Consider the following 14,536-nt stretch of genomic DNA (forward strand, 5'->3'; position numbering starts at 1 on the left):
TATTAAAATATCAGCCATTAAAAGTAATAATTCACTGATAAATAATTGGTTTTCAATATACATAACTGATCAGGATGGATGGAGTGAAATTAAATTTGATATTACAGAAGCTAACATTGAAAGAGCGCAGAAAATCATTGATGCCGCTGAAAAATGTAGACTATTAAATAATGAGTTAACTGATTTAATATGGGATTAAAAATGAAAATAACTGATTTGAAATTTAATCTAGATGAATGACCAAGTTCTTGAAAACGGACACCGGGCAATAGCAAAGGAATGATTAAGCGAGCTGACATCTCTCAGAAAATACGATGATAAAGCAGTCACAGCAATACTCGATAAATATACACCGAAATTCAAATTAATTATGTCTGAGCATCAGATGAGAAAGTCAACGCCGAAAGCCTAGCTTTCTCAGTATGTTCGAAATTTGCAAAAAGAACAAATATAAATCCATCAGATAATTGAGGTCAATATGGATGCGCAAACCGGCATTATTAGCGATACAGATATCGCAGAACTAACAGGATACAAAATCCCATCCAAACAATGCGAAGCATTAAAAGAAGCTGGAATATTTTTTGTAATCCGTCGAGATGGTAAACCCAGAACGACATGGGAGCATTTCAACAATCCGTTAACACAAAGAATTAGAAATATCCCCTCTCCCCAAGAACCCAATTTCGGAGCTTTAGATTGATGGGAAGGAAACGTAAAAACTCCGCGGATAATTGGATGCCCCAACGAGTTCGCAGAGGGCGATCGGCTTATGAGTTCCTGACTCCAGATAGCCGAACTATCCGTTTATGTAGTTTTTCATCTACTCAAGCAGAAGTTTGGGTAGCATATGAAAAACTACTATCTGAGCAGAAAGAACAAGAAACACTTGCAGGGCTAGTGAAGAGCTTCTTCCTCTCACCCGACTTTACAGATTTAAGCGCGGAGACTCAAAAAGATTACCATAAGTATTCCAATAAATTACTGCCTGTTTTTGGGAAGATGCTACCAGATAATATCAAGCCAGAGCATATCAGAAAATATATGGATAAGCGCGGGTTGAAGAGTAAAGTTCAAGCAAACAGGGAGAAGAGCTTTTTATCCGGTGTTTATAGATGGGCTTATGAGCGTGGATTTGTTAAAGGAAATCCATGCAAGGGTGTGCGGCAATTTAAAGAAAAAGTGCGAGATCGGTATATTACCGATGATGAATATAATGCCCTCTATTCTGTTTCCCCTCCAGTCGTTAAAGTGGCAATGGAGCTGGCTTACCTCTGCTGTGCCAGGCAAAAAGATGTTCTGGCTATGACATATGCACAAATAAGCGATACAGGAATATTTATTAAGCAGAGCAAAACGGCGGTTGCACAAATTAAAGGGTGGACAGAGCGACTAAATAACGTTATTGAAATGAGTAAATCGTTACCGCTAGCTGACGGGATCAGTAGTATATATGTAGTTCATCAACGTAAAGGTTCCAGATATACAAGGGATGGATTTAATAGTAGATGGAGCAAAGCGCATGAAGAAGCTGTCAAAAAATTTCCGGAATTAGATTTCAATTTTACATTTCATGATCTGAAAGCCAAAGGGATATCTGATTTGGAGGGCCCGCTAACAGAAAAACAAAAAATTTCAGGGCATAAAAATATTACTCAAACTGCTAGATATGACAGAAAAGTGCAAATAGTTCCTGTTGTTGGTGGTCAAGGAAAATAGCTGTTATATGTGATAATTTAATGCCAAGGGACTTATAGTCCTTTCTATTTCGAGCCCTTTTATCTTCACTATATTAATTATTTACGGTTTTTAACTAATTGATTTTGTTAATCGACAAAACTTCTTTTTATAGTGAAAATAGAAAGTAACTATCTGATAAATATCATTATAACACCTGATTTAAAATCCCTCGGCTGTAAGGCTGTGCGGGTTCAAGTCCCGCCCTGGGCACCAAATAAAAACTTGCTGTAAAACAGTGAGTTAGGGAAAAGAAAAGGCCACCGCAAGGTGGCTTTTTTGCATTGTGCGATGGCCTGAAAATGATGAAGTGGCGGCAAAATGGCGGCACTTTGGCGGCGCTGTATAAATATACATTATCTATTTCAGGCAATCTCTTCCCCCTCAAAATATCATCAGAAAAATATTTTTCACATAAAAAAAGCACACCTGAACGAATCATGACATGCTTTTTATGATCATTTATTCATCAAATCTAATCAATAAAGGCATAACGGTTTCTGATCATTAGTAGGATGCAGCTATTCATTCACGATACCCTTTCACTATATTTTTCACTTCGGCTGTTCTGGCCATTCAATATCGGAAACCAGCGAAATATTTACTCTATTGAGCATTATCCTGTATTTTTTCCATTCCAACAGAGCAGCTTTCTCTGCTTCGGTAGCGATATCTAAATCAACAGCATCTTGCAGTAATGCAATGGATTCATTAGCGTGTCGCAACAAAGCCATACGCTGCCGCTCCGCTTGTTCAATCTGATCTGCTTTTAGAGCTGCGTTATCAGTGACCCATTGTGTGCCATCCCACTTATCAAAATCGGTGGTAGGTTGCTTAAAGGTCTGAGTTTCAGGTAATTCACCCAATTCAGTGATTTCCTGTTGAGTTAGTGTTAACGTGTCGTAAGCGATTTTTCCGCGATAGTCCGGTACTATTTCCCAACGCTTACCATCTTCACTGCGGCAAACAGCCAGACCATCAGAATCTGGAAAGTCTGGTGCATCTAAATAAGAATGCGCTGACAAACTGACGCCGAGCATAACATATTCAATATCAGCGTTAGTAAATTCTCTTGTTATTTGATTAGTATGATAAACTTTTATCCAGCCGGGTTGAATTGCTAATCCGTCTTCACCCAATACGGCAGCTTCATGTTGCTCTAAAAAGTTTTTTTGTTCTGTCATTACGCTACATGCTGCTGCTCTCACTATGTAGTTAAATGCTATGTTACGGGGCCTTGATACCCCTATAAATGCGGAATTCGCAGTCCAGTCTGTCTGAGCTTTATAATATACAGCTCTTACCGAAATATTGTTATTTTGGGGAATATCCCACTGCAATTTTTTGCGCTCATTGAGTGAAGGGGTAATAATAAAATGACTGGCCCGATCAGCATTCTGTATCAAATAAGCCCCTTCCTGCCACGACAATATTGAACGCGATGGATCTACATTTCTACCACTGTCCCAGCCACGGATAAACTCTCCCCTTAAATCAGGCAATCTACCGTCAGGATAAGCTTCTGCTAACTTTGGGTACTGAAATTTATTAAAAAATGCACCGTTACAAACAAGGTAGTTGATAGGTGGATAGGGTAACGGCCACGGAATGGGGGAACCCACAGGTATATTAATTTCTTCACGTAACGAACTTATTATTTCCTGAGCAAGCTTTTGTGTAACAGCCAATGTATTACTATTGCCAATCACATTTGTAAGCTGAACAATACCTTTTTGTGTTAATGAAGCATCGGGAACCTTTGTTGCCATTTTTTGTTCCAGCGCTCCATTTAATTGGGCGTTGAGTTTCTCTATATTTCCATCATCCAGAACATCATTGCCAGAGTGTGTGGCGATAAAATTAGCGACTACAGAGGATATCGTGGAAGACTGACGTAATGCCTTATTTAGCATATCAGTGGTAATACCATCTCGTGGAAACCCAGTCTGCAAATTCTGATTTTCTTCATATTTTTCTTGGCTAATTATATTAGCATTATTGCCAACAGAAAAAGCCTTAAAATCACTTTTCTGACTCATGTACTTCCTCCTTAATAAAAATAATATTTTTTATAATCAACATATTTAATTACTGTAAAAACAATCTGCCTGTAAATCATTAAAATTAAAGTCTAGTGCAGAAAGAGGAGTAATACAGCATTCCTATTTATTAGGAGATTGACTGTTTTTATATCATTAGCAGCAATAAGCAATTCAATATCTTAAAATCGGAAATATATCCAAACCATTTATATTTAATATCTGGAAACTATTTTTCTCCTATTCCTTCTATCTCTTCCTGCAACTCCTTCTGTTTTAAATTCCAAACTGAATCTTCCGGCATTTGGACACGAATATCTAAACGACAATGTTGACTCTGCTGACCACATTTCTGCTCGGAAAAACTGTTAATACAATACCTCAATTCTATAACGCATTGCTTGATCATTGGCAGCTCTTAATAATATTTAAAATTACTTCTAATGCATTATTACTCTTGCTAACTATTATCTATGACAACATATTACCCGCTCTACGGTCTATAGTTACTACTGCTATATGGGTACTTTATTCCATGATGTCAGTTAGAGTTAAAAGAACTTTTGTGAACTAATCAACTCTCTCCCCTATCCTTGCAACCACGGAATCATTTTCCCTGAGGTTACAATTTACTCTCTTCTATTTGCAGTATTATCTTCTTGAAGGTGATACATACCCTTTTTTGTCCCACTGGTGAACCACCTGATCCCTAATACTTAGCATTTTGGCTAACGCTGGTATGCCGCCAACTTCTTTTATTGCTATATCCAGTATGTTCATAAAGGTTTTATTTTTTTACTAACAACAAACAAAATACAATAAACACTTTAAAAATAAAGTTTTACTTGCTATAAAAATAAAAGCCTCGCTTGTATATTTAAGGCATGAAAACAATGCACGAAAGAATCAAGCAAGCTCGGCTTGCAAAAAAACTAACTCAAGCTGAACTAGCAAATATGCTTGGGGTTACTCCACAGTCTGTGCAACAGTGGGAATCAAGCACAGAGCCAAGAAAATCAAGGCTAACAACATTAGCATCTATCCTTGACGCTGATGTGAACTGGCTTTTATTTGGCGAAACACTCAAAAAGGGTTCGAACCAAGTTCCATCTGAGAGCGAGTGGACAACTATTACGCAATGGGACAGTAACATGCCATTAGATAGCAATGAGGTGAAAGTACCGTTCTTAAAAGATATTGAATTCGCGTGCGGCAATAGTGGATGTATTGATGCAGATTATAACAGCTTTAAGTTAAGATTTTCTAAAGCAACATTAAGCAGAATTGGCGCACCAACTGACGGCTCTACAATTGTTTGTTTTCCTGCTAAGGGCGACAGCATGGAGCCAGTTATCCCAGATGGAACAGCAATAGCAGTAGATATCTCTAATAAGAAAATTATTGATGGAAAAGTGTATGCAATTGAACAAGATGGGTTAAAGCGTCTTAAATGTCTTTACAGACGCCCGAGAGGGAAATTACTGATCAGAAGTTATAACCGTGATGAATACGAAGATGAAGTTGCAGATGAAGATCAAGTGAACATCATCGGGAGAATGTTCTGGTATTCCGTTTTAGATTACTAAGGTTATGGAATGGACAATTTTAAGATAAAAATAAAACATCATGTTGACCACGTTAAGAGCGCAGGCCAACACTGCACCACCGAAGAAACAACTAAGCAAGCATTAATATTGCCTTTTTTAGATATTCTTGGGTTCAGTCCGTATGACCCTCAAAAAGTTAAAGCCGAGTACGGAGCGGATTTCCCCGGGTTAAAAGCAAACGAGCGGGTTGATTATGCTTTGTTTTGCCAAGGTGTTCCAGTTATGTTTATCGAGGCAAAAGGATACAGCGAAAAGCTAGATAACCACTGCCCTCAGTTATCCAGATACTTTAATTCCACTCCAGAAGTGACTATTTCGGCAATTACAAATGGATTAGAGTGGCGTTTCTTTACCGATTTAAAACAAAAAAACGTAATGGATCCTACCCCATTCTTACGCATTAACATGGATGAAGTGAGCGATGCAGATGTAAGCCAGCTCTATCGATTTAGACACGATAAATTCAAACCGGAAGCACTAAGGACACTTGCAGAGGAAAGTGTTTACTTATCCGCTTTTACTAAAACCATCAGCACTAGCTTGAGAGATGTTGATAGTGAATTTGTAAGATATGTTGCCAATAGATCTAATGTCGAACGCCAACTAAATCAGCGCTTTATTGAATCAATCACCCCGTTGGTAAAACAAGCTGTTGAGAAATCTGTCAGCGCAATGGTGGTTTCCGGTCTTTCAAATACACATGTTCCGATTGATGGAGTTCAAGACGAGATAGAACTCCAAGAAAATTCGAAAGAACCAGATGAGATAGTGGATCTAGATAACCCTAATATTGTTACCACCAAAAACGAATTAGCTTTATATGAAAAAGCAAAATCAATAGTCGGGGATTCTGTTGACTTGCAATACAAGGATACAGAATCTTACTTTGGAATTCTTTATCAAGGAAAATCAAACAGATGGATAATAAGATACTTTGACAAGAAGAATAAACCTTACATCCAGATACCTATTGAGCTAACTGATATATTAGCCAACGAAGTTAATAGGGCTGGATTATCTGCTAATAACTCAAGAATATTTATAGAAGCTCCAGAAGATATATTGAGGATCACAGGTATTATCCTTGATGCTTTTGAGTTCGTTAAAAATGACGATAACTTTAGAAAGAAAGCACAATAACTATACCAGCCACCACTCGGTGGCTTTTCTGCCCTATATCCTTAACTATCACCTAAGAATGTCTAAGCAGTCACATTTTTAACAATCAATAAAAATAAACCCTTCTTAAAAAAACAAGTATTACTTGTTTTTATAAACCAATACTTGTATACCCCTAATCATCTTAATATGACTTGCTACCGTCTAGAAGAACATATCCGCAAGTCTAAGGAAAACAACGTAGCGTTGTCTTTCTAAGCTGCCTGTGCGGCAGTACACGCTGATTGGAGAGAGACATTGCAGCTTGTCAATTTCTAAGCTGCCTGTGCGGCAGTACACATAGCGATGGGATGATTATTGATGCGGTCGTATTTCTAAGCTGCCTGTGCGGCAGTACACTGTTGCATATTAACCCCAATCTACTGAATGTTAAAGAATAATCATTATAAAAAATAAAAAACCCTTTTTTACGGGGTAAATAATATTTACTTAAAAAATCAATAAATTAAAACTTTCCGTTAAAAAAGGGTCAAAATTTCTTTCATTCAAGTAGAACAGCCTCTCTTCTATATTCTAGCTATAAAAGAGTATTTTTATTCAACCATTATGCTGCTCTCACTATGTAATTAAATGCTATATTGCGGGGGCGGTTCTCTGAGGCTACTGGAACAACCCTTGACGCATCGAACCCAAAACCGTATTCAGTGTATACAACATCCGGGGTAAAATGACCTACCGATTTAGGCTTTCCATCTGTAGCTACACCAAAAGTTGCATTACCATAAAAAGCCCCTTTTGCTGCCAGCTCAAAATGAGCTACTATCGCTCCAGGAAATGAACCCTCAATATTTCTGATAGCATCCCCCTGGTGAGTTAAAACTCCACGGCCACTATCAATACCTCGACCGTCATCCCATCCACGGATAAATTCACCGCGTAAATCAGGTAATCTACCATCAGGATAAGCTTCCGCTAACTTCGGATACTGTAATCTATTAAATGCTGAACCATTACAAGTGAAATAACCGAATGGTGGGTGAGGTAACGGCCACGGAATAGGAGAACCGACAGGAATTTCATTGGCTGTTTTAATCCGGTTATCTATCTCTTCACGGGTATATTTATGTAATGAATTTATTACTTCCTGAACAAGCTTTTGTGTAACCGCCAATGTATCGCTATTTCCAACCACATTTGTAAGCTGGACAATACCTTTTTGAGTTAATGAGGCGCTGGGAATGTCCGCTGTAATTTTCTGTTCTAACGCTTTATTTAATTGAACGGTGAGTTTGGCTATATTTCCATCATCCAGAACATCATTGCCAGATCCTGCTGCAATAAAATCAGCCACGACAGATGATACCGTTGATGCCTGACGTAATACCTTATTTAACAAGTGAGTGGGAACATTATCTGGTGAAAATCCAGTCTGCAAACTCTGATTTATCTCATATTTATCTTGACTGACTACATTCGCATTATCACTAATAGAAAAAGCCTTAAAATCATTCTTGTGACTCATACACCTTCCTTAAATTAAATAATGTTATTTCACAATCAACACATTAAATTATTATAAAAACACCCCATTACAACTCACACCAATTAAAGTCTAGTTCAGAAAAAAAGTAATGCACTGTTCTTATTACTTATAAGGTTAACTATTTTTGTATAATTGACTACAATAAGCAACTCAATGTCCCATACTGAATATTTGGGTATCTGAACACGAACATCCAAACAGCAATATTCAGCATTAAAAACCGCATCAAGAAGTTTATCTATTAATACTAATTTCAACATCACTATTGATGCTTTTAACTGCTGATAATTTAAAAATATTCCCAATTTTAATTAATATGGTTTGAGTAGAAACGATACCAAACTTATTATCTTTCCAACAGTGAATAATTCCTGCCACTTAGTGCCGTTAACTTATAGGCATCACAACGGAAAGACCAATATCAGATAGCGGTGGATTCCACTAAAATAATTTGTAACCCGTATGGCGATCAAAAAAATCTACAATTCCCCGGATATACATATACGTCTCACTGCCAACCCAGTAACACCCCCGTTTTTTCTGCAAGATGGTTTGACTGGATTTACGCTGTTTGCACTTGACAGTGACTTTTTTGGAACTCACTTCAAGCTAAAAATCTGTCAGAGATAGTATGAAACATAGAAATTGTATGATGGCTGGTCTGTATTTTGTCAGCACCAATCCACATATTCTACGTTTGCCAAACTAATCTATTTGGCTGAATTTGACATTTTTAATATAATCCATATCTGAAAAATGACACAACTAATCAATACAAAGTATTAACGGAAAAATGAACAAAATATCACCACAAAAAGAAGAGCTAAACCATTTAAAGGCATGTTTACTCAGTGAAGTTATCTGTTCACGAACATCATTCTCATGGCTCAAAGCAGTCCATCGAGCCCTTAAATGTCCAGATCGCAGGTTCTATTTCTGGTGGAGAATTGCTAATTATTTATACAGAACAAATAAAGCCAAGAAAATCTCTATTCATATAAATAGAAATCTAAGGAATAAATATGGATGTGATTTAGGATTAGGGTCCTATATAGGGAAAAATTTTCGTATATCTCATTATGTTGGCATTGTTATTTCTCGCACATGCATTATCGGTGATAATTTTCATATCTTACAAAATACAACCATTGGCGTTCTTAATGAAGATGTTGATGGAACAATAAGGATAGGCAATAATGTAAAAATAGGTGCAAATTGTTGTATTATAAGTGACAATATAACAATTGGGGATAATGTCTACATCGGTGCAATGTCATTTATTAATAAAGATATCCCTGCTAATTGCATTGTATATACTCCTAAATCTCGAAATGAGATAAAGATAAAAAAAGTAAAAAACAATTAACCAAATGTTACACCTTAAAATAAAGATGGAATTACAATATGTTTTTTAAATACAAATATCTCTTAAAATTGGGCTTGCTCTGTAAGCAGAATATAACAAAATCAATATACAGAAATATAGCCAGCAAAAGAATGAAACACAACATGAACTTTTGGCCTCACATAAAGATTTCAAGAAACATTAATGGTAAAATCAACTCAGTTTCGTTCAATAAGAAAAATATAAGCATCAATGAATTCCCCAAAGAATCAGAAAAACCATTAATCATTATTGCATCTGGACCGTCAGTATCTACCATCAAAACAGATTTTTTTGATGATACTAAATTTGATATTATGGGCGTTAACGGTTCGTATGAATTATCACCAAAGGTGAAATTCAAATATCATGTTATAATTGACAGAACATTCATTCTAAATAGGAAGAATATTGTTTTAAATATACTAAAAAACAATGAATTAATACTCTTCACAACAATGGATTGCCTCAACGACATCTTAATTCATTATGGTTATCTTGAATTGAAATGTAAGGTAATTATTATTGAGAATATTGATCAACCAGTTTATAAAGAGGAAAAAGAACTTTCTGAGATAAAGAGTGATGAAATAATAATACAAAATGGTGTAGCATTCTCATTGAACTTGAATCTTGGATTTTATAACGGAACAACAGTTGCATATTCCGCTCTGCAAATAGCATTGTTTTTAGGCTATAAAAAAATATATTTCGCAGGTTTAGATATGAACAATTTTTCAAAACCAAGATTTTATGAAACTCAAAATGACAAACTCGATACCAAATTAAATAATAACTTACACGATTTCATCATTCCTTGTTTCAACCTAGCTCATGAAATAGCAATAAGCAAAGGAGTTAAAATTTATAATCTATCGAAAAATAGCGCTATAAATTCATTCGAAAAGTTGGATTATAGGGAAATTTAATCTGATAAAGCTTGCGTAGCTTCATGTAAAACGAGAAAAACCTCAATTAAAACTCAAACCCATTTATACTCTACCTCATCCTTGAGGTAGAGTATTTATCAACCTCAATATGAGGCCAATATTTCCAGTCTTATCACTCGATAGAAATTCCTTGCTTTTATAACTCTAAACTACACCTAGAACTTCAAGAATTTAAACTGCCTGTACGGCAGTTCACGTCGGAATTTCATAAATACGGCGGTAGTGAAGTTTCTAAGCTGCCTGTACGGCAGTTCACAACCAGCCTTTATATGGCGGGAGGATTGTTATTTTCTAAGCTGCCTGTACGGCAGTTCACTGTTACATATTAACTCCAACCCACTGACTATCAAAGAATATATTTATAAAAAGCCCAAAAGACCCTTTTTTACAAAAGAGATAACATTTAATTCAGAATCAATAAGTTACGATTGACTGCTAAAAAAGGGTTAAAAATTAGGTTCGGGAATGCGCAAGTTTTTAAGTTACCATTGACACAATTTTCTTAGCTAGCGACTACGTTTCAAGAAATCTTCCATCTTATCCCATTCATCACTCAGCGGAATCGATTTCTTCCCATCCGGTGATACAAGGTAATAACGGCTGTAAGATCTGAATTTTACCTTATACAGATGCTCCTCTGTAATAATATATCCTTCATATCGGCCTGACTTTTCAATATCAAATCCATCGTTATATATGATGACATGAGATATTTTCCTGCCAGGGAAAATCCCCATAAAACATTGATAACCGTTCACCAATAACTGTTATCGAAAAAATAAGTATTACCGACTATCATTGACCATTCAGAAAAAATATCATGATTAAATAATTTCTCTAAAAAATAATATTTAAAAATATATTTTCATTTATTTAAAATTTTTCGGTTAAAGAATAAATAATTTAATTATTAGTATATTTTTTCTTTAAAAACAAATTGTTTCTCTATGCCATAGAATAAATCTATTTTAAGTGAAATTATTACTCAAATTATTTAGATAATCTCTTAAGTAATCAGCAAGGATTTACTATGCGAAATATAAAAAGTAAACTGAGCAGTATCACTTTAACCTTAAGTTAAATTAAGAATAAAAATAGAGTCATTTAAAAACATAAATTATATTTGATAATATTAGAATATGAATAACAATACCTCCACCAAGATAAAACATACTTTGAAACGATGCCAAGTCATCTTACTAAAAACTCACTCATTCGGAAGCTACCGCAAGAGAAATAACCACCCTCTTCTACACCTTATCAATATTGATCACTTAGGGTCGCAAAGTATTATAAACCTATCATCAGCTATACAGGCATTAATCATGAAAGAAATTAATGGAACATATGTTTCACCACAAATAATAAACACAATGGAAGCAAGCAATGAACCGTGGGGAATCAAAGATAAAAATTCACGCTTTATTTATGGTAACCTGGCCTTAAAATCTGTTCAAAACATTCCAATGTCATTTAATTATGAAGGATTTTTTGATGACGAACTTCCCTGGAGTGGATCGGAGTTTGCAAAAGAATTTATTGATCATGATAAAATTGTAATGACAAAAGGAGAAAGAGTTTGTTCACTCGAAACCTATACATATGGAAAAGAAAAAATCCTATCGTCTTACTTCCAAGAGAAATTACCACTGTATAACGATGCAAAGGAATGCATAGGCATATTTTTTCATGGATGGAAAGCCAAAGATTTTTCATTAATTAATCTATATCAATATTATAATGATCTACCCACATCTATTATATTCCAACCACCAACAGATACTTTTACCCAACGTGAATGGGATATTATTTTCTTCTTTTTGCAAAAATACACCAGGAAACAGATTGGAAAAATATTAAATATTGCTTATCGTACAGTTGAATCCCATATGACCAATATATATTACAAGATAGGTGTCAACTCCAGTCAGCAACTGGAAGAATATTGTCTCATCAATAATTTTAAACGCTATGTACCGGAAAGGTTTTTACTATCTTAATAACACTATTTCCTATTTTTAGTCACAAAAAATATGATTACATAGTTTATCTCTGCCAGTATGATGTAATCCCATCATCAATGGATAATGATATTATTTCAAATTATACTGGCAGCATTTTCATATATAAAAACATTAGTTACACAAACACTTAACGCTTATTTTATTTCTAAGATAAATAATCATTTTCTGTTATATTCCATCACATTTAAAGATTACCTGTTAAATGAAAATAAATTTCATTAACAGAAATAATCGGCCTTTTCTCTCTATAATAAAATACTGTTATTTTAAACACCATAAGTAAATCATTTAAATAATTACTTGAATAGTTAAATAAGATTCTAAAATAGCGCTACACCTTATACCACTCATAATTCCATGTATAACAACGGGTTGGATAAGGCTATGTGTAGCAGAATTATGAAACGCTATTTAAATGGTATTATACCAACTAAAAAATACAATCAAAACAATACCGTTGTTGAACTAATTTACCTGTACAAGAAAGTAATAATCTCCCGGGAAAAGTGATTATCCCCCCCTCCCGATTCTCTACCAATATCGACATTTTTCTAAAAATAACGATATTTTGAGATTTTCAACTGATAGATTACCCCCATCTATTGTAGAAAATGCCGTTAATTATATTAAGAAGATTCACCCCAAATAACATCTACAATGACATATACAATTAAACTATTCTCGTAATGGAAATATCCATGATAATTATTTTCTGGAAAAGTCTGTCATTGCGGGTAATAAAGTATTAAACTGACAGTATGATTCAAACATATCACAGATTAAACACAAATCAGGTAAAAAGGAATAATAAGATGAGTAATCACATAACTATATCATCTCAAATTATTAACACACTGACCTCAAGCAATGATCCTTGGGGAATCAAAGATAAAAATTCATGCTTTATCTACGGCAATATGGCATTAAAATCTCTCCAAAATTTTTCAAATTCATTTGAATTTGAGGGGTTTTATGAAAATGAACTTCCTTGGGATAGTGCTAAATTTGCGGAAGAATTTATTAATCATGACAAAAAAGTAATGGAAAAACAACAGAGGATATGTTCAATCGAAACCCATGTATTTGGCAGAGAGCAAATTTCATCATCTTATTTTTTCGAAAAATTACCTTTTTACCATAAAGATGGAGATTGCATTGGAGTCATATTTCATGGCTGGGAAGCGCAAAATTATTCATTAGCCTATTTACATCAATACCATGATAAACTACCCGCTTCAATTATGCTCCAGCCACCAACCGATCTTTTTACTCAACGTGAATGGGATATCATTTTCCTCTTTTTACAGAAAAATACCAGAAAACAGATTGGACAAATACTAAACCTAGCTTATCGCACTGTTGAATCTTATATGACTCGGATATACCGTAAGATAGGTATTAATTCTAGCCAACAACTAGAAGAGTATTTCCGAACCAATGATTTTAATCACTATATACCGGAAAAATTTTTATTGTCTTAGATTACGTATTTATTCCCGTTTTTTACATGCTGTTCTTATCCATTATTAATGGAGAAAATAGCCAGCTCTGTTGGGATATTTTTATTTAAAAATATGATAGTTATACTCAATAATTTTTAAAAGTTATATATGAACCCAACAGGGCTCCCTTTTCCTTATTACCATTCAGTGAACAAATACATAGGATAGACATTCATAATGATGGTTTATAAAAGAGAAAGAATTCTATTTTATTTATACAAATGCTGAACCTACTAGAGACAATAAATTACCTAAAAACTTTAATATTATTGAGTATACAGAAAAATAATTATCTACATTAGTTAATCATTTCTTACGCCAAAGAAATCGCTCACAATCAAGCTAATATGGATTTTATTACCAGCTTCCTTGCGGACAAATAATTTATTTATTACATGTTAATACTAATTTTCATTATTAATAGCTATAATTTCGTATACAATAGAATAAAATATTACCGTTGAGTGTATTTACTTAGCAAGATAAATAATTTTATATAAAATAGTCTTCTATATTATATTTATTCATTCTTAAATCCTCTTTATAAAACAGTTACACATCTAATTAATAAGCATGTATTTTTTGACGAGCAAGTTATCACCCTCTATTGCATGAACTTACCTGGATAACT

General features: G+C 34.5%; 15 protein-coding genes and 1 pseudogene. 10 read left to right on the forward strand and 6 right to left on the reverse strand.

Features of this window, described 5'->3' with window-relative positions; all coding sequences use genetic code 11:
- From C6H66_RS26370 to C6H66_RS11835, 3 genes are all read left to right on the forward strand, one after another.
- Positions 1-199, forward strand: a 199-nt coding sequence (locus C6H66_RS26370; RefSeq protein WP_219847616.1) for a hypothetical protein, incomplete at its 5' end; no start/stop codon positions are given.
- Positions 200-478: 279 nt separating this feature from the next.
- The gene (locus tag C6H66_RS11830) at positions 479-703 is read left to right on the forward strand and encodes a DUF4224 domain-containing protein (RefSeq protein WP_046396693.1); all 225 of its coding nucleotides are present in this window, start codon (positions 479-481) and stop codon (positions 701-703) included.
- Positions 703-1,719 carry a tyrosine-type recombinase/integrase gene (locus C6H66_RS11835; protein WP_046396694.1) on the forward strand — a complete coding sequence of 339 codons (1,017 nt, stop codon included), beginning with the start codon at positions 703-705 and terminating at the stop codon, positions 1,717-1,719. The genes C6H66_RS11830 and C6H66_RS11835 overlap by 1 nt, the downstream gene beginning before the upstream one ends.
- A gap of 166 nt (positions 1,720-1,885) precedes the next feature.
- Here C6H66_RS11835 and C6H66_RS25645 read toward each other — a convergent pair whose 3' ends face one another.
- From C6H66_RS25645 to C6H66_RS25945, 4 genes and pseudogenes are all read right to left on the reverse strand, one after another.
- Positions 1,886-2,179: a hypothetical protein gene (locus tag C6H66_RS25645; protein ID WP_146111047.1), complete on the reverse strand. Its 294-nt coding sequence runs from the start codon at positions 2,177-2,179 to the stop codon at positions 1,886-1,888.
- 112 nt (positions 2,180-2,291) lie between these two features.
- Complete coding sequence (locus tag C6H66_RS11840; RefSeq protein WP_105395778.1) at positions 2,292-2,921, reverse strand: tail fiber assembly protein; 630 nt, start codon at positions 2,919-2,921, stop codon at positions 2,292-2,294.
- Between the two features lie 224 nt (positions 2,922-3,145).
- A pseudogene (locus C6H66_RS11845) lies at positions 3,146-3,776 on the reverse strand (tail fiber protein); the annotation flags it as partial.
- Positions 3,777-4,005: 229 nt separating this feature from the next.
- Positions 4,006-4,185, reverse strand: coding sequence for a hypothetical protein (locus tag C6H66_RS25945; RefSeq protein ID WP_105395693.1), 180 nt, complete (start codon positions 4,183-4,185; stop codon positions 4,006-4,008).
- Here C6H66_RS25945 and C6H66_RS27630 point away from each other — a divergent pair.
- Positions 4,105-4,350 (forward strand): DUF2569 family protein, encoded by a 246-nt coding sequence (locus C6H66_RS27630; RefSeq protein WP_105395779.1) that lies wholly within the window; start codon positions 4,105-4,107, stop codon positions 4,348-4,350. The two genes, C6H66_RS25945 and C6H66_RS27630, sit on opposite strands and share 81 nt — an antisense overlap.
- 77 nt (positions 4,351-4,427) lie before the next feature.
- On the opposite strand, the gene C6H66_RS27635 is transcribed toward C6H66_RS27630, so the two are convergent.
- Positions 4,428-4,556, reverse strand: coding sequence for a YdaS family helix-turn-helix protein (locus C6H66_RS27635; protein WP_422615603.1), 129 nt, complete (start codon positions 4,554-4,556; stop codon positions 4,428-4,430).
- Positions 4,557-4,660: 104 nt separating this feature from the next.
- On the opposite strand from C6H66_RS27635, the gene C6H66_RS11860 reads away from it, so the two are divergent.
- Positions 4,661-5,362: an XRE family transcriptional regulator gene (locus C6H66_RS11860; protein WP_046395052.1), complete on the forward strand. Its 702-nt coding sequence runs from the start codon at positions 4,661-4,663 to the stop codon at positions 5,360-5,362.
- Between the two features lie 9 nt (positions 5,363-5,371).
- Positions 5,372-6,523 (forward strand): type I restriction endonuclease, encoded by a 1,152-nt coding sequence (locus C6H66_RS11865; protein ID WP_105395694.1) that lies wholly within the window; start codon positions 5,372-5,374, stop codon positions 6,521-6,523.
- Between the two features lie 583 nt (positions 6,524-7,106).
- On the opposite strand, the gene C6H66_RS11870 is transcribed toward C6H66_RS11865, so the two are convergent.
- Positions 7,107-8,024: a phage tail protein gene (locus tag C6H66_RS11870; protein WP_105395695.1), complete on the reverse strand. Its 918-nt coding sequence runs from the start codon at positions 8,022-8,024 to the stop codon at positions 7,107-7,109.
- Positions 8,025-8,838: 814 nt separating this feature from the next.
- Here C6H66_RS11870 and C6H66_RS11875 point away from each other — a divergent pair.
- The 4 genes from C6H66_RS11875 to C6H66_RS11895 all read left to right on the forward strand — a co-directional run bounded on the left by C6H66_RS11875 (position 8,839) and on the right by C6H66_RS11895 (position 13,884).
- The gene (locus C6H66_RS11875; protein WP_105395696.1) at positions 8,839-9,411 is read left to right on the forward strand and encodes a serine acetyltransferase; all 573 of its coding nucleotides are present in this window, start codon (positions 8,839-8,841) and stop codon (positions 9,409-9,411) included.
- A gap of 131 nt (positions 9,412-9,542) precedes the next feature.
- A complete protein-coding gene (locus C6H66_RS11880) occupies positions 9,543-10,358 on the forward strand; it encodes a lipopolysaccharide core biosynthesis protein RfaZ (protein ID WP_181150193.1) in 816 nt (271 codons plus the stop codon).
- A 1,346-nt stretch (positions 10,359-11,704) separates the two neighbouring features.
- On the forward strand, positions 11,705-12,379 hold the full coding sequence (locus tag C6H66_RS11890; RefSeq protein WP_040152597.1) for a LuxR C-terminal-related transcriptional regulator: 675 nt from the start codon (positions 11,705-11,707) through the stop codon (positions 12,377-12,379).
- Positions 12,380-13,215: 836 nt separating this feature from the next.
- On the forward strand, positions 13,216-13,884 hold the full coding sequence (locus C6H66_RS11895) for a helix-turn-helix transcriptional regulator (RefSeq protein WP_105395699.1): 669 nt from the start codon (positions 13,216-13,218) through the stop codon (positions 13,882-13,884).
- The last annotated feature ends 652 nt before the right edge of the window (positions 13,885-14,536 follow it).

Origin of the sequence: Photorhabdus hindustanensis (assembly GCF_002968995.1) — a bacterium.
Taxonomy (GTDB): domain Bacteria; phylum Pseudomonadota; class Gammaproteobacteria; order Enterobacterales; family Enterobacteriaceae; genus Photorhabdus; species Photorhabdus akhurstii.